Source organism: Mesorhizobium sp. NZP2077 (genome assembly GCF_013170805.1).
Lineage (GTDB): Bacteria > Pseudomonadota > Alphaproteobacteria > Rhizobiales > Rhizobiaceae > Mesorhizobium.
This window is the reverse complement of sequence record NZ_CP051293.1, coordinates 5,981,063-5,996,714: the sequence shown is the minus strand read 5'-3', so window position 1 is coordinate 5,996,714 and position 15,652 is coordinate 5,981,063. Positions and strand designations below refer to the sequence as shown.

Annotated in this window: 6 protein-coding genes and 1 pseudogene; 6 read left to right on the top strand and 1 reads right to left on the bottom strand. The window is 66.8% G+C overall.

Features of this window, described 5'->3' with window-relative positions; all coding sequences use genetic code 11:
- Positions 1–725 precede the first annotated feature (725 nt).
- Complete coding sequence (locus tag HGP13_RS29830; protein ID WP_172232547.1) at positions 726–1,040, top strand: hypothetical protein; 315 nt, start codon at positions 726–728, stop codon at positions 1,038–1,040.
- 85 nt (positions 1,041–1,125) lie between these two features.
- Positions 1,126–1,572 (top strand): annotated as a pseudogene (locus tag HGP13_RS29825) (DUF4347 domain-containing protein); the annotation flags it as partial.
- A 323-nt stretch (positions 1,573–1,895) separates the two neighbouring features.
- Here the strand turns inward: HGP13_RS29825 and HGP13_RS29820 are convergent.
- Positions 1,896–5,159 carry a DUF4573 domain-containing protein gene (locus HGP13_RS29820; protein WP_210267813.1) on the bottom strand — a complete coding sequence of 1,088 codons (3,264 nt, stop codon included), beginning with the start codon at positions 5,157–5,159 and terminating at the stop codon, positions 1,896–1,898.
- Positions 5,160–5,520: 361 nt separating this feature from the next.
- Here HGP13_RS29820 and HGP13_RS29815 point away from each other — a divergent pair, with 361 nt between their 5' ends.
- The 4 genes from HGP13_RS29815 (at position 5,521) to HGP13_RS29800 (ending at position 7,966) form a co-directional block, all read left to right on the top strand.
- Entirely contained in the window at positions 5,521–5,700 is a 180-nt protein-coding gene (locus HGP13_RS29815; protein WP_172219759.1) for a hypothetical protein, read from the top strand.
- Positions 5,701–5,707: 7 nt separating this feature from the next.
- The gene (locus tag HGP13_RS29810) at positions 5,708–5,902 is read left to right on the top strand and encodes a hypothetical protein (RefSeq protein WP_172232544.1); all 195 of its coding nucleotides are present in this window, start codon (positions 5,708–5,710) and stop codon (positions 5,900–5,902) included.
- 422 nt (positions 5,903–6,324) lie between these two features.
- Positions 6,325–7,227, top strand: a complete 903-nt coding sequence (locus HGP13_RS29805; RefSeq protein WP_246707477.1) for a DUF4347 domain-containing protein — start codon at positions 6,325–6,327, stop codon at positions 7,225–7,227.
- On the top strand, positions 7,217–7,966 hold the full coding sequence (locus tag HGP13_RS29800) for a DUF4347 domain-containing protein (protein ID WP_172232538.1): 750 nt from the start codon (positions 7,217–7,219) through the stop codon (positions 7,964–7,966). The genes HGP13_RS29805 and HGP13_RS29800 overlap by 11 nt, the downstream gene beginning before the upstream one ends.
- Positions 7,967–15,652: the final 7,686 nt, after the last annotated feature.

Here is a 15,652-nt window from a genome sequence, read left to right as displayed (position 1 = left end):
ATTTGAATTAATGTCGTTAAGCTACGGATTTTCAGACCTATTTTTCCCATCTTGCCCGCTGGTCTCGCTTGCGCGTCGATACCCTGTTGGTCGCTAATTTAGAATATGCTTAATTAATAGTTTACAACTTGCTAATTTTATAATTTACTAAAATTCGGTGTTGAGGGGCGCCCGCGGATTGGACGGCCGCTCGCCTGAATTTCTGCGAAGGTCTCTCTCTCAGGGAGTTGGGTTAGCAGGGTCTGGGTTATCAAGGCCGTTCCACAGATTGTAAGGTGCGTCCACGGGCGCGCCCGCGATATGTCTTGTCCATGCCCCCTTGCGAGGCGGACGGCTTCCCATCCCCCGAGAGTTGCAGGCGAGGCGTTAGCGTCACGGTAACGGGAGTGGGTTGTGAATCGAGTAGTATCGCATGCGTATCGTAAGGATCGTGCAGACCCCGGTCTGGGTGGTCTCCCCGGAACATCGCGGCTAGGCGTCGTGATAACCGATCGGCCGAATTGGCTGACCGGCGGCCTCGGTCCCGCCTTCCGAACTCTATTTCACCGATCCTCGATATCCGATCTCGGCACGATCTTCCGAAACGGGAGGCCGGAGTCCGAGGCGATCATGCTCGATGCCACGCACTTCGAACACCGGATGCGCTGACCAGTCGGGCGGCGGACATTCCGCGGCAAATGGAAATTGACGGCGCGGCACAGTGACCGCGGACCAAGGAGGATAAGATGAGCTACATAACAGGGTTTGCGGTCATGGAAGTTGCCGTTAGAGGCGTCTTGCCCGTCGGCGACACGACCGAAAATGTGCCTTATTTTATCCTGGACACGGCCAAGAGCGCCATCGTCGGTCAGGTCATTCTTCCCAAGGCCGTCAAGCGAAGCCTCGCCGTCGCTGTCACCGTCAAGGTTCCCGCCGCGGCAGGTTCATTTGCGATTGGCACGTTTGACGATGGCGGGACTTTCCAGGCCTGCAGCTTCCTCCGCGTCGAGAGCCCCGCCGTAGAACGTCCCGACGGTGCTGTCGGGCCGGCCGGAAGATGACGCCTCTCAAGCCTTTGTCCCCAGCGCTCACCGGCCGGTGGGCGGATTCCGCTTGAACTGAATTCGAAGCCAACAGGAGCCAGTCATGGCCCGTGCCTCTGAAGTTCTTTTTGTCGACCCTTCAGTCTCCGACCTCCAGACGGTCCTCGGCAACCTGAGGTCAGAAGTTCGGACTGTCATACTCGACGGCCGCCGGCCGGTGGCGCAGCAGATCGCCGCCGCATTGTCGGGGCACGAAGGGCTCGACGCGGTGCACGTCATCGCGCATGGCGCGCCTGGCCGGGTTAGCTTCACTGCGGGAGAATGGTCGGCCGCCACACTGAAGGAACAGGCTGAGGATCTTGCCGCAATCGGCAAGGCGCTTTCCGCGGACGGCGAACTGCGGCTGTGGAGCTGCGAAACGGCATCGGGGAACGCCGGCGAGACATTCGTGGCGGCGCTAGAGCGGACCGTTGGCGCGGACGTCTGCGCATCGAGGTCGCTGGTTGGCGCGGCCAAGCTTGGTGGCACCTGGCAAATATCCGCACGCGCGAGCGCTCCCACGCCGCTGCCGCCGCTGACCTCAGATGGAATGGCAAGTTACGCCGGAGTGTTTGCATCGGGTGATCTGACACTCCACGGCACAATACAGGGAAACGGCAACGCAAGTTCCGTCAACACCTACTTTCTGGTGGATACAACCGGAGGTTTTAACGTAGTAGTTGGCAGCTTTCAGCTTCCAAACGCTACTAATGCCGGCCTAGCTCTTGCGTTTTCTGTGACTATAACAATTCCAGATACGACACATAGTTATACTATTTACAACGATAATTTCAATGTATTTGGTACACTTACGCCCCTCGTCTCTGGTGTTAGTTATACCTTCGCGGCCGGTGCTGCTAACGGCACGCACAACAATACATTTACGCCGGCGACTCTCAACCTCACGCAGTCAGGCGCCACGGGCCCGGCTGGCGCCACAGGCGCGACAGGTTCCACAGGTGCGACCGGCGCAACTGGCTCCACGGGCGCCACGGGCGCTACTGGCGCCACCGGTGATACCGGCGCCACGGGTGCGACCGGTTCGACTGGTGGCACCGGCTCGACTGGCGCCACGGGCTCTACCGGCGCCACTGGCGATACTGGAGCAACTGGCTCCACCGGTGCGACAGGTTCGACTGGTGTCACCGGCTCGACAGGAGCCACAGGTGCGACCGGTGATACGGGCGCCACAGGTTCGACTGGCTCTACTGGTGCAACGGGCTCGACGGGAGCGACAGGCTCGACAGGCTCGACAGGTGCGACCGGCTCCACAGGTGCGACCGGCGATACCGGCGCCACAGGTTCGACTGGCGCCACCGGCGATACTGGTGCCACGGGTTCAACCGGAGCTACAGGCTCCACTGGTGCCACTGGCTCGACCGGCGCAACCGGTGCAACAGGTAATACCGGTGCAACCGGCTCTACTGGCGCAACGGGTTCCACGGGAGCAACGGGCTCAACTGGCGCCACCGGCTCTACTGGCGCGACCGGCTCGACGGGCGCCACGGGCTCGACCGGGGCGACAGGCTCGACAGGTGCCACGGGCTCAACCGGTTCGACCGGTGCGACGGGCTCTACTGGCGCAACGGGTGATACTGGTGCGACTGGCTCGACCGGAGCCACTGGCTCGACCGGGGCAACCGGCTCGACCGGAGCAACTGGTGCGACCGGCTCAACCGGAGCAACCGGCTCGACCGGCGCAACCGGCTCGACCGGCGCAACCGGCTCGACCGGAGCAACCGGCTCGACCGGAGCAACCGGCTCGACCGGAGCAACTGGGTCAACCGGTGCCACCGGCTCGACCGGAGCGACTGGCTCGACTGGTGCAACCGGCTCGACTGGTGCGACTGGTTCGACCGGAGCAACCGGTTCGACAGGAGCGACTGGCTCGACCGGAGCGACTGGCTCGACCGGAGCGACTGGCTCGACCGGAGCGACTGGCTCGACGGGTGCCACCGGAGCAACCGGCTCAACCGGAGCGACTGGCTCGACCGGTGCAACCGGCGCGACAGGGGCCACCGGCTCGACGGGCGCCACGGGCTCGACCGGGGCGACAGGCTCGACAGGTGCCACGGGCTCAACCGGAGCAACCGGTTCGACCGGAGCAACAGGCTCGACCGGAGCAACTGGTTCGACCGGAGCCACAGGCTCGACCGGAGCAACCGGCTCGACCGGAGCCACAGGCTCGACCGGAGCCACTGGTTCGACCGGAGCAACTGGCTCGACCGGAGCAACCGGCTCGACCGGCGCAACCGGCTCGACCGGAGCAACCGGCTCGACCGGAGCAACTGGGTCAACCGGTGCCACCGGCTCGACCGGAGCGACTGGCTCGACTGGTGCAACCGGCTCGACTGGTGCGACTGGTTCGACCGGAGCAACCGGTTCGACAGGAGCGACTGGCTCGACCGGAGCGACTGGCTCGACTGGTGCAACCGGCTCGACTGGTGCGACTGGTTCGACCGGAGCAACCGGTTCGACAGGAGCGACTGGCTCGACCGGAGCGACTGGCTCGACGGGTGCCACCGGCTCGACGGGAGCAACCGGCTCGACAGGGGCCACCGGCTCGACGGGCGCCACGGGCTCGACCGGGGCGACAGGCTCGACAGGTGCCACGGGCTCAACCGGAGCAACCGGTTCGACCGGAGCAACAGGCTCGACCGGAGCAACCGGTTCGACAGGAGCGACTGGCTCGACCGGAGCCACCGGCTCGACCGGAGCGACTGGCTCGACCGGAGCCACTGGTTCGACCGGAGCAACTGGCTCGACCGGCGCAACCGGCTCGACCGGAGCAACCGGCTCGACCGGAGCAACCGGCTCGACCGGAGCAACCGGCTCGACCGGAGCAACCGGCTCGACTGGAGCAACCGGCTCGACTGGTGCGACTGGTTCGACCGGAGCAACCGGTTCGACAGGAGCGACTGGCTCGACCGGAGCGACTGGCTCGACCGGAGCGACTGGCTCGACTGGTGCAACCGGCTCGACTGGTTCGACCGGAGCAACCGGTTCGACAGGAGCGACTGGCTCGACCGGAGCGACTGGCTCGACTGGTGCGACTGGCTCAACCGGAGCAACTGGGTCAACCGGTGCCACTGGCTCGACTGGTGCGACTGGCTCGACTGGTGCGACCGGCTCGACCGGAGCAACTGGTTCGACCGGTGCAACCGGAGCAACTGGCTCGACCGGAGCGACTGGCTCGACCGGAGCGACTGGCTCGACCGGAGCAACCGGCTCGACCGGAGCCACCGGCTCGACCGGAGCGACTGGCTCGACCGGAGCCACCGGCTCGACCGGAGCAACCGGAGCGACCGGTGCCACGGGCTCGACCGGAGCCACCGGCTCGACCGGAGCGACCGGCTCGACCGGAGCGACTGGCTCGACCGGAGCAACCGGCTCGACCGGAGCCACCGGAGCGACAGGAGCAACCGGCTCGACCGGAGCCACCGGCTCGACCGGGGCAACCGGCTCGACCGGGGCGACTGGGTCGACCGGAGCCACCGGCTCGACCGGGGCAACCGGCTCGACCGGAGCCACCGGCTCGACCGGAGCAACTGGTTCGACCGGTGCAACCGGAGCAACTGGCTCGACCGGAGCCACCGGCTCGACCGGAGCGACTGGCTCGACCGGAGCCACCGGCTCGACCGGAGCAACCGGCTCGACCGGAGCGACTGGCTCGACCGGAGCCACCGGCTCGACCGGAGCAACCGGAGCGACCGGTGCCACCGGCTCGACCGGTGCCACGGGCTCGACCGGAGCCACCGGCTCGACCGGAGCAACCGGCTCGACCGGTGCGACTGGCTCGACCGGAGCCACAGGCTCGACCGGGGCAACCGGCCCGACCGGAGCAACTGGTTCAACCGGTGCCACGGGCTCGACCGGAGCGACTGGCTCGACCGGAGCCACGGGCTCGACCGGAGCAACCGGCTCGACCGGAGCAACCGGATCGACCGGATCGACTGGCTCGACCGGTGCCACCGGCTCGACTGGTGCCACAGGCTCGACCGGAGCAACTGGCTCGACCGGAGCGACTGGCTCGACCGGAGCAACCGGATCGACCGGATCGACTGGCTCGACCGGCGCCACCGGCTCGACCGGTTCCACTGGCGCGTCTGGCGCTACGGGCTCGACTGGAGCAACAGGCTCGCCTGGTCCGACCGGGTCGACTGGAGCGACCGGCCCAGGCGGTCAGACCGGTGATCATGGTCACGACAACAACGGCCACGGCAATGGACAGCAGGATGCGCCTGGCAATTCCGGGGACCATAACAATGCCGACAACAGCAGCCATCAGGGACAGGGTAACTCCGGCGGTGGCAACGGCGGGCACAACGCCAACGTCACGGCCAGCACGCTCGGGCTCAAGGACACGACGCAATTCCTGCAGTCCGGCTCGACTGACGGCAGCGGCGGTTCCGGCGGCAATGCGTCGCTCGGCCAACTGATCGGCCTTGCGTCGACTTCGTTGACCAAAGACCTGCTGAATGTCCTCAAGACAATCAGCGGATTCGGCAACAACCAGAACAAGCCGTCCGGGGCGAGCACGGATCTCACGTCGGACCAGACCAAGCCCGGCGCCGGCTACGCCAGCAACGACCACACCGTCAAGACCTCCATGAAGGATCTCTTGAAGCCGCACGAGTGAGCGGCGAGTGGACCTGGACGGTGACCTGTCCAGGTTGAAAACGGGCGCGCGGGCTTCGCTGGAGGGCGGAACCCGCGCGCTGATCATTCTTCCTTGTTGGCTCGGGCAGCCGTCCCACGGCGCCGCCGACATGGTCGGCCGTCAAATGGCGTTTCAGCAGCTCCGCGGCTGGCGCGGCCGTGGCGACCATCCGCAGGATTGACAGCAACCGAAAGGAAGCCGCCAAGTCTTCGATTTTCAAAAACAATTTGCGCGAGTCCGGCGCCTCAATATTGACCGAGGTCTGCTGTCTCGTTCTTGTCAATTTACCAATTCCCTACTTAATAGTTTACAAATCGCTAATTTTCGAATTTACTAATATGTGGGTATGGAGGGTGCCCGCGGATCGTACGGTCGGTGGCCGTAAGGTCTGTGCAGGCGAGTTGGGCTGGGATCTGGGTAGCAAGGCAATTTCGCGGATGAAGAAGGTGCGTCTATAAGGCGCGCCGTGAGGCGCTGCGTCTGTGTCTGTCCTTCGGCGGAAGGCAGACTTTCCCATTTCGGAGTTCACTCGCGAGTTTGCCGTCGAGACGTCGGTGGCACGGGTGATGGGAGTGGGTGGCTTTGGATCAAGTGTTGTCGCGTGTGCCCCGTGGGGGCGTTGTGCCCCGGTTCGATAGGCGCCAAATTCATTCGCTGCCGAACGCTGCAATTGATCGCCCGAATGCGCGGATCGGTGCGCCCCGGCTACACACTTCCGAACTCCTTTTCGTCGATCCCTCGGTATCCGATCTCGGCACGATCCTGCGAAACCTGAGACCGCAGGTCGAGGCGATCGTGCTCGACGCCGAACGCCCGGCCGCGCGCCAGATGGCGCTGGCGCTCGAAGGCCGCGACGGCCTCGACGCGGTGCACGTCATCGCCCACGGCGCGCCCGGCCGGGTGTGCTTCGCGGCCGGCGAATGGTCGGCGCGGACGCTGCAGTACGATGAGGCCGATCTGGCCACGATCGGCCAGGCGCTGGGCCAGGACGGCGAGTTCAGAGTGTGGAGCTGTTATGCAGGCCAGGGCCGGGCCGGCCGGGCCTTCGTCGAAGGGCTCGCCCACGCTGTGGGCGTGGGCGTCCGGGCACCCACGAAACCCGTCGGCTCGGCGGCCCTTGGCGGAAGCTGGGTGTTCGCTGGTCGGGCGCGGAGGGTGCCACCGCAACCGCCGCTGACTGGCCGAGGCTTGGAGGTTTATGCCGGGCTGTTAGCAGACGTTTATCGAATCGTTTCTGGTGATGTGCCTCACGATCCCGCAGAAAACGTCACCTATGTCGTCGTCAATTCAAGAGATAAGAGAGTTGTAGCTACCTTTTCGTTGCCCGGGCACGCGAACATCCCAAGGTTTTCGCTCAAAGTCGCCGTACCTAGCGAGAGTGAAACCTACGAGGCCGGGAGACTAGACGAGCTCGGCAAATTTATCCCTGCCGACTTCATGATCTCACAGACTTCTCAACTCGGGGCGGGCCGTACGAACGCCTGGGAGTCTCCTCATGGCGTATAAGTCCGAAGTCCTCTTCATTGATCCTGCCGTAAGCGACATCGAGACTATCGTCGCGGAGCTGCGGCCCGGCGTCGATGCGGTGTTGCTCGAGCACGGCCGTCCGGCGGCGCAGCAGATGGCCGAGGCGCTAGCTTGCAGAAGCGGCCTGGCGGCAGTGCACGTCATCGCGCACGGCGCGCCAGGACAGGTAAGTTTTAGCGACGGACCCTGGTCCGTCGCCACGCTCGCGCACGACAGCGGCGACCTTGCCGCCATTGGCCGCGCCCTTTCTGCGGACGGCGAGCTACGCTTATGGTGCTGCGACACTGCTCAGGGACATGCTGGCGAAGCCTTTCTCGAGCAGCTTTCTGACGCAACTGGCGTAGACGTCTGTGGTGCCACAAGGCGCGTCGGGGCGGCCGAACTCGGCGGCGCTTGGGATTTGTCAGTGCGAGCAAGCGGGCCCACCCCTGAGCCGCCGCTGACGCCGACGGGAGTAAAGGCGTACGCGGGGGCGCTGGCACTTGTTCTGACCGCTGAGACAAATGTCTCGCTCACCGGGACCCTTGACGTTGCTAATACTATTGCCAACCAAATATATTACATTGTAACGAAAGATAGCTCCGGTAATCTTACGATTATTGGAGAGACAGAGAGCTGGAACGTTATTAATGGCCCAAGTTTTAACGTTTCTGTAACGTTGCCATCTGGTACATACAACTTAAATACTACCAGCACCCCCCCCCTCTGGTCAGTTTGATATTTTCGTTGTCGATTCTGCTGGCGTCAACGGCGCTGGCAATACTGGAGCTAATCCATCTGGTGCTGGTCAGGGTTCCTCGAATATTGTCCTAGTAGCTACCCCAGCGTCCGGCGGAGTCGGTCCTACAGGCCCCACGGGCGCAACGGGCGCGACGGGCGCCACGGGCTCAACCGGAGCCACAGGTGCGACGGGCGCCACGGGTTCGACCGGCGCGACTGGCTCAACCGGGGCCACAGGTTCAACGGGCGCCACGGGTGCGACCGGCTCAACCGGAGCTACGGGTTCAACGGGCGCAACCGGAGCCACGGGCTCGACGGGTGCGACTGGCGCCACGGGTTCGACCGGCGCAACCGGAGCCACAGGCTCGACTGGAGCAACCGGAGCCACAGGTGCGACTGGCTCTACAGGCGCCACGGGCTCTACAGGCGCAACCGGTGCCACAGGCGCAACCGGTGATACGGGCGCCACGGGCTCAACTGGAGCTACCGGTGCCACGGGTGCGACCGGCGATACGGGTGCTACGGGCTCAACTGGAGCAACAGGTGCGACCGGCGCGACCGGTGCCACAGGTGCGACCGGCGATACCGGAGCAACCGGCTCTACCGGGGCCACTGGCTCTACAGGCGCCACGGGCTCGACCGGAGCAACCGGTGCCACAGGTGCAACCGGCGACACGGGTGCCACGGGCTCGACTGGAGCAACCGGCGCCACAGGTGCCACCGGCTCTACAGGCGCCACGGGCTCTACCGGTGCAACCGGAGCCACAGGTGCGACCGGCGATACAGGCGCCACGGGCTCAACCGGAGCAACCGGCTCAACCGGCGATACCGGAGCCACAGGCTCGACTGGAGCAACCGGAGCCACAGGTGCGACTGGCGATACAGGCGCCACGGGCTCTACCGGTGCAACCGGAGCCACAGGCGCGACCGGCGATACGGGTGCTACGGGCTCAACCGGTGCAACTGGTTCAACAGGCGCTACGGGTTCGACCGGAGCAACCGGAGCCACAGGCGCAACCGGCGATACGGGTGCCACGGGCTCGACTGGAGCAACCGGTGCCACAGGTGCCACTGGCTCGACCGGAGCTACCGGCGACACCGGAGCAACCGGCTCTACGGGCGCCACGGGCTCGACAGGAGCAACCGGTGCCACGGGTTCGACTGGTGCTACCGGTGCCACCGGCGCGACCGGCGATACAGGCGCCACCGGTTCGACCGGAGCAACCGGAGCCACTGGCGCGACCGGCGATACGGGCGCCACGGGCTCAACTGGAGCAACCGGAGCCACGGGCGCGACCGGTGATACCGGTGCAACGGGTTCGACTGGAGCAACCGGAGCCACAGGTGCGACCGGCGATACAGGCGCCACGGGTTCGACTGGAGCAACCGGTGCCACTGGCGCGACCGGCGATACGGGTGCAACAGGTTCGACTGGAGCAACCGGCGCCACGGGTGCAACCGGAGCCACGGGCGCGACCGGCGATACGGGCGCCACCGGCTCGACCGGAGCTACCGGTGCCACCGGTGCTACCGGCGATACAGGCGCCACCGGCTCGACCGGAGCAACCGGAGCCACAGGTGCGACCGGCGATACGGGTGCTACGGGCTCAACCGGTGCAACTGGCGCTACGGGTTCGACCGGAGCCACAGGCGCAACCGGCGATACGGGTGCCACGGGCTCGACTGGAGAAACCGGAGCCACGGGTGCAACCGGCGATACCGGAGCCACCGGCTCGACCGGAGCAACCGGTGCCACTGGTGCGACCGGCTCGACTGGAGCTACAGGTGCCACTGGTGCGACCGGCGATACCGGAGCAACCGGCTCGACCGGAGCAACCGGAGCAACCGGAGCCACAGGCGCAACCGGCGATACGGGTGCCACGGGCTCGACTGGAGCAACCGGAGCCACGGGTGCAACCGGCGATACCGGAGCCACCGGCTCGACCGGAGCAACCGGTGCCACTGGTGCGACCGGCTCGACTGGAGCTACAGGTGCGACCGGCGACACGGGTGCCACGGGCTCGACTGGAGCAACAGGTGCGACCGGCGACACCGGAGCAACCGGCTCTACCGGGGCCACTGGCTCTACAGGCGCCACGGGCTCGACTGGAGCAACCGGCGCCACAGGTGCCACCGGCTCTACAGGCGCCACGGGCTCGACTGGACCAACCGGTGCCACAGGTGCGACCGGCGATACGGGTGCTACCGGTTCAACCGGTGCAACTGGTTCAACAGGCGCTACGGGTTCGACCGGAGCGACCGGAGCCACAGGTGCCACCGGCTCTACAGGCGCCACGGGCTCGACTGGACCAACCGGTGCCACAGGTGCGACCGGCGATACGGGTGCTACCGGTTCAACCGGTGCAACTGGTTCAACAGGCGCTACGGGTTCGACCGGAGCGACCGGAGCCACAGGTGCGACCGGCGATACGGGCGCCACGGGTGCGACTGGCGCAACCGGCGATACCGGAGCAACGGGTTCAACTGGAGCTACAGGTTCAACTGGCGCCACCGGCTCGACCGGAGCTACCGGTGCCACGGGTGCTACCGGCGATACGGGCGCCACCGGCTCGATCGGAGCTACCGGTGCCACGGGTGCTACCGGCGATACAGGCGCCACCGGCTCGACCGGAGCAACCGGAGCCACAGGTGCGACCGGCGATACAGGTGCTACGGGCTCAACCGGTGCAACTGGCGCTACGGGTTCGACCGGAGCCACAGGTGCGACCGGCGATACAGGCGCCACGGGCTCAACCGGAGCAACCGGCGCAACCGGCGATACCGGAGCCACAGGCTCGACTGGAGCAACCGGAGCCACAGGTGCGACTGGCGATACAGGCGCCACGGGTTCGACTGGAGCAACCGGTGCCACAGGCGCAACCGGTGATACGGGCGCCACGGGCTCAACTGGAGCTACCGGCGCCACCGGTGCGACTGGTGATACCGGCGCCACGGGTTCGACTGGCGCAACCGGTGCCACAGGCGCGACCGGCGATACGGGTGCCACGGGTTCGACTGGAGCTACAGGTTCAACTGGCGCAACAGGCGATACCGGGGCGACAGGTTCGACTGGAGCAACTGGCGCCACAGGTGCGACCGGCGATACCGGAGCAACCGGCTCTACCGGAGCAACCGGTGCCACTGGTGCGACCGGCTCGACTGGAGCTACAGGTGCCACGGGTGCGACCGGCTTGACCGGTGCAACCGGAGCCACGGGTGCGACCGGCGATGAAGGCGCTACGGGTTCGACCGGAGCAACCGGAGCCACAGGCGCAACCGGCGATACCGGAGCAACCGGCTCGACCGGCGCGACCGGCGCCACAGGTGCCACTGGCTCGACCGGAGCTACCGGAGCCACAGGTGCGACCGGCGATACCGGAGCAACCGGGTCTACCGGGGCCACTGGCTCTACAGGCGCCACGGGCTCGACCGGTGCAACCGGTGCCACAGGCGCAACCGGTGATACGGGCGCCACGGGCTCAACTGGAGCTACGGGCTCGACCGGTGCAACTGGTTCAACAGGCGCCACGGGTTCGACCGGAGCAACCGGCTCTACCGGGGCCACGGGCTCTACAGGCGCCACTGGCTCGACCGGAGCAACCGGTGCCACGGGTGCAACCGGTGATACGGGTGCTACGGGCTCAACCGGTGCAACTGGTTCAACAGGTGCTACGGGTTCGACCGGAGCAACCGGAGCCACAGGCGCAACCGGCGATACGGGTGCCACCGGCTCGACCGGCGCGACCGGAGCCACAGGTGCGACCGGCGATACTGGAGCAACCGGCTCTACCGGGGCCACTGGCTCTACAGGCGCTACGGGCTCGACCGGAGCAACCGGTGCCACAGGTGCCACTGGCTCGACCGGAGCTACCGGAGCCACAGGTGCGACCGGCGATACCGGAGCAACCGGCTCTACAGGCGCCACGGGCTCGACCGGAGCAACCGGAGCCACGGGCGCAACCGGCGATACCGGAGCAACCGGGTCTACCGGGGCCACTGGCTCTACAGGCGCCACAGGTTCAACTGGCGCAACTGGCGATACGGGTTCGACCGGCGCTACAGGTTCGACTGGCGCCACGGGCTCGACCGGAGCAACCGGCGCCACGGGCTCAACCGGTGCAACTGGTTCAACAGGCGCTACGGGTTCGACCGGAGCAACCGGAGCCACAGGCGCAACCGGCGATACGGGTGCCACGGGCTCGACTGGAGCAACCGGAGCCACAGGTGCGACCGGCTCGACTGGAGCAACCGGCGATACCGGCGCTACGGGTTCAACCGGAGCCACCGGCTCAACCGGAGCAACGGGAGCCACAGGTGCGACTGGCGATACCGGAGCCACGGGCTCGACCGGAGCAACCGGTGCCACAGGTGCGACCGGCGATACAGGCGCCACGGGCTCGACCGGAGCTACAGGTGCCACAGGCGCGACCGGGGATACCGGCGCCACTGGTTCGACTGGAGCAACGGGCGCCACTGGTGCGACCGGTGATACAGGTGCCACCGGTTCGACTGGAGCAACCGGCGCCACCGGAGCGACGGGCTCGACCGGAGCCACGGGTGCAACAGGTGCCACAGGCGCGACCGGCGATACCGGAGCCACGGGCTCGACTGGAGCAACCGGAGCCACGGGTGCAACCGGTGATACGGGTGCTACGGGCTCGACTGGAGCAACCGGAGCCACAGGTGCGACCGGTGATACGGGTGCTACGGGCTCGACTGGAGCAACCGGTGCCACAGGTGCGACCGGCGATACGGGTGCTACGGGCTCAACCGGTGCAACTGGTTCAACAGGCGCTACGGGTTCGACCGGTGCAACCGGTGCCACTGGTGCGACCGGCGATACCGGAGCAACCGGCTCTACCGGGGCCACTGGCTCTACAGGCGCCACGGGCTCGACTGGAGCAACCGGAGCCACAGGTGCGACTGGCGATACCGGTGCCACGGGTTCGACTGGTGCAACCGGAGCCACCGGCGCGACTGGCGATACCGGCGCCACGGGATCTACTGGAGCAACCGGCGCCACAGGTGCGACCGGCGATACGGGCGCCACTGGTTCGACCGGAGCAACCGGTTCGACTGGAGCGACTGGCGATACCGGCGCCACGGGCTCAACTGGAGCTACCGGAGCTACGGGTGCCACCGGCGATACCGGAGCCACGGGTTCGACCGGAGCAACCGGAGCCACGGGTGCAACCGGCGATACGGGCGCCACTGGTTCGACCGGAGCAACCGGTTCGACTGGAGCGACTGGCGATACCGGCGCCACGGGTTCAACTGGAGCTACCGGAGCTACGGGTGCAACCGGCGATACCGGTGCAACGGGTTCGACTGGTGCAACCGGCGCCACCGGCGCGACTGGTGATACCGGCGCCACAGGCTCAACCGGAGCAACTGGTGCGACCGGCGATACCGGCGCCACAGGCTCAACCGGAGCAACCGGAGCCACAGGTGCGACTGGCGATACCGGCGCCACAGGCTCAACCGGAGCAACCGGTGCCACAGGCGCGACCGGCGATACGGGCGCTACGGGTTCAACTGGCACAACCGGCGACACCGGAGCCACAGGCTCGACTGGTGCCACCGGCGATACGGGTGCCACCGGCTCGACTGGAGCAACCGGAGCCACAGGTGCGACTGGCGATACCGGAGCCACGGGTTCGACCGGAGCAACCGGTGCCACAGGTGCAACCGGCGATACCGGTGCCACCGGCTCAACCGGAGCTACCGGTGCCACTGGTGCGACTGGCGATACCGGCGCTACAGGCTCGACCGGAGCAACCGGTGCAACCGGCGATACCGGAGCAACGGGCTCTACCGGGGCTACTGGCTCTACAGGCGCCACGGGCGCGACTGGAGCAACCGGAGCCACAGGTGCAACCGGCGCCACAGGTGCGACCGGCGACACGGGTGCTACGGGCTCAACCGGTGCAACTGGTTCAACAGGCGCAACCGGCGATACGGGTGCCACGGGCTCGACTGGAGCAACCGGTGCCACAGGTGCAACCGGTGATACGGGTGCTACGGGCTCAACCGGTGCGACTGGTTCAACAGGCGCTACGGGTTCGACCGGAGCAACCGGAGCCACAGGCGCAACCGGCGATACTGGTGCCACGGGCTCAACTGGAGCAACCGGAGCCACAGGCGCGACCGGCGATACGGGTGCCACAGGCTCGACTGGAGCAACCGGCGCCACAGGTTCAACTGGCGCAACTGGCGATACGGGTTCGACCGGCGCTACAGGTTCGACTGGCGCCACGGGCTCGACCGGAGCAACCGGAGCCACAGGCGCGACCGGCGATACGGGCTCGACTGGAGCTACCGGCGCCACAGGTGCGACCGGCGATACCGGAGCCACGGGTTCAACTGGCGCCACCGGCTCGACTGGAGCAACCGGTGCCACAGGCGCGACCGGCGATACCGGCGCCACGGGATCGACTGGAGCAACCGGCGCCACAGGTGCGACTGGCGATACGGGCTCGACTGGAGCTACCGGAGCCACAGGCGCGACCGGCGATACGGGTGCCACAGGCTCGACTGGAGCAACCGGCGCCACGGGCTCTACTGGTGCAACCGGCGCCACAGGTGCTACTGGCTCGACCGGAGCGACTGGCTCGACGGGTGCGACGGGTTCCACTGGTGCGACAGGTCATACCGGAGCGACTGGCTCGACGGGTGCGACGGGTTCCACTGGTGCGACAGGTCATACCGGAGCGACTGGGTCGACGGGTGCAACTGGCTCCACCGGTGCGACAGGTCATACCGGTGCAACCGGAGCGACTGGCTCGACCGGTGCCACGGGTTCCACTGGCGCGACTGGTCATACCGGTGCAACTGGTTCAACCGGCTCGACGGGTGCAACCGGTGCCACGGGTTCAACTGGCCATACCGGAGTGACTGGCTCGACTGGGGCAACCGGAGCAACTGGCTCGACCGGCGCTACGGGGTCCACGGGTGCGACTGGCCATACCGGAGCGACTGGCTCGACGGGTGCGACGGGCTCGACCGGTGCGACAGGTCATACCGGTGCGACAGGCTCGACCGGCGCTACGGGGTCAACTGGTGCGACGGGCCATACCGGAGCGACTGGCTCGACGGGTGCTACGGGCTCGACCGGTGCGACAGGTCATACCGGGGCGACAGGCTCGACCGGCGCTACGGGGTCAACTGGTGCGACGGGCCATACCGGAGCGACTGGCTCGACGGGTGCTACGGGCTCGACCGGTGCGACAGGTCATACCGGTGCGACTGGCTCGACCGGTGCCACGGGTTCCACAGGTGCGACAGGTCATACCGGAGCGACTGGCTCGACGGGTGCTACGGGTTCCACTGGTGCGACAGGTCATACCGGAGCGACTGGCTCGACCGGTGCCACGGGTTCAACTGGTGCGACTGGCCATACCGGTGGGACGGGCTCAACTGGGGCAACCGGAGCAACAGGCTCGACCGGTGCCACCGGAGCAACCGGCTCGACCGGAGCAACTGGAGCGACAGGTTCGACCGGAGCGACTGGCTCGACCGGGGCAACTGGCTCAACTGGGGCAACGGGTGCGACGGGTTCGACCGGAGCGACTGGCTCGACCGGAGCGACTGGCTCGACCGGAGCGACTGGCTCAACTGGGGCAACTGGCTCGACTGGAGCAACGGGCTCGACCGGAGCAACCGGCTCGACTGGCTCCACCGGCGC

Coding starts and splice junctions, on each gene's coding strand:
- HGP13_RS29830 (WP_172232547.1), top strand. CDS start 726: ATGAGCTACATAACAGGGTTTGCGGTCATGGAAGTTGCCGTTAGAGGC.
- HGP13_RS29800 (WP_172232538.1), top strand. CDS start 7,217: ATGGCGTATAAGTCCGAAGTCCTCTTCATTGATCCTGCCGTAAGCGAC.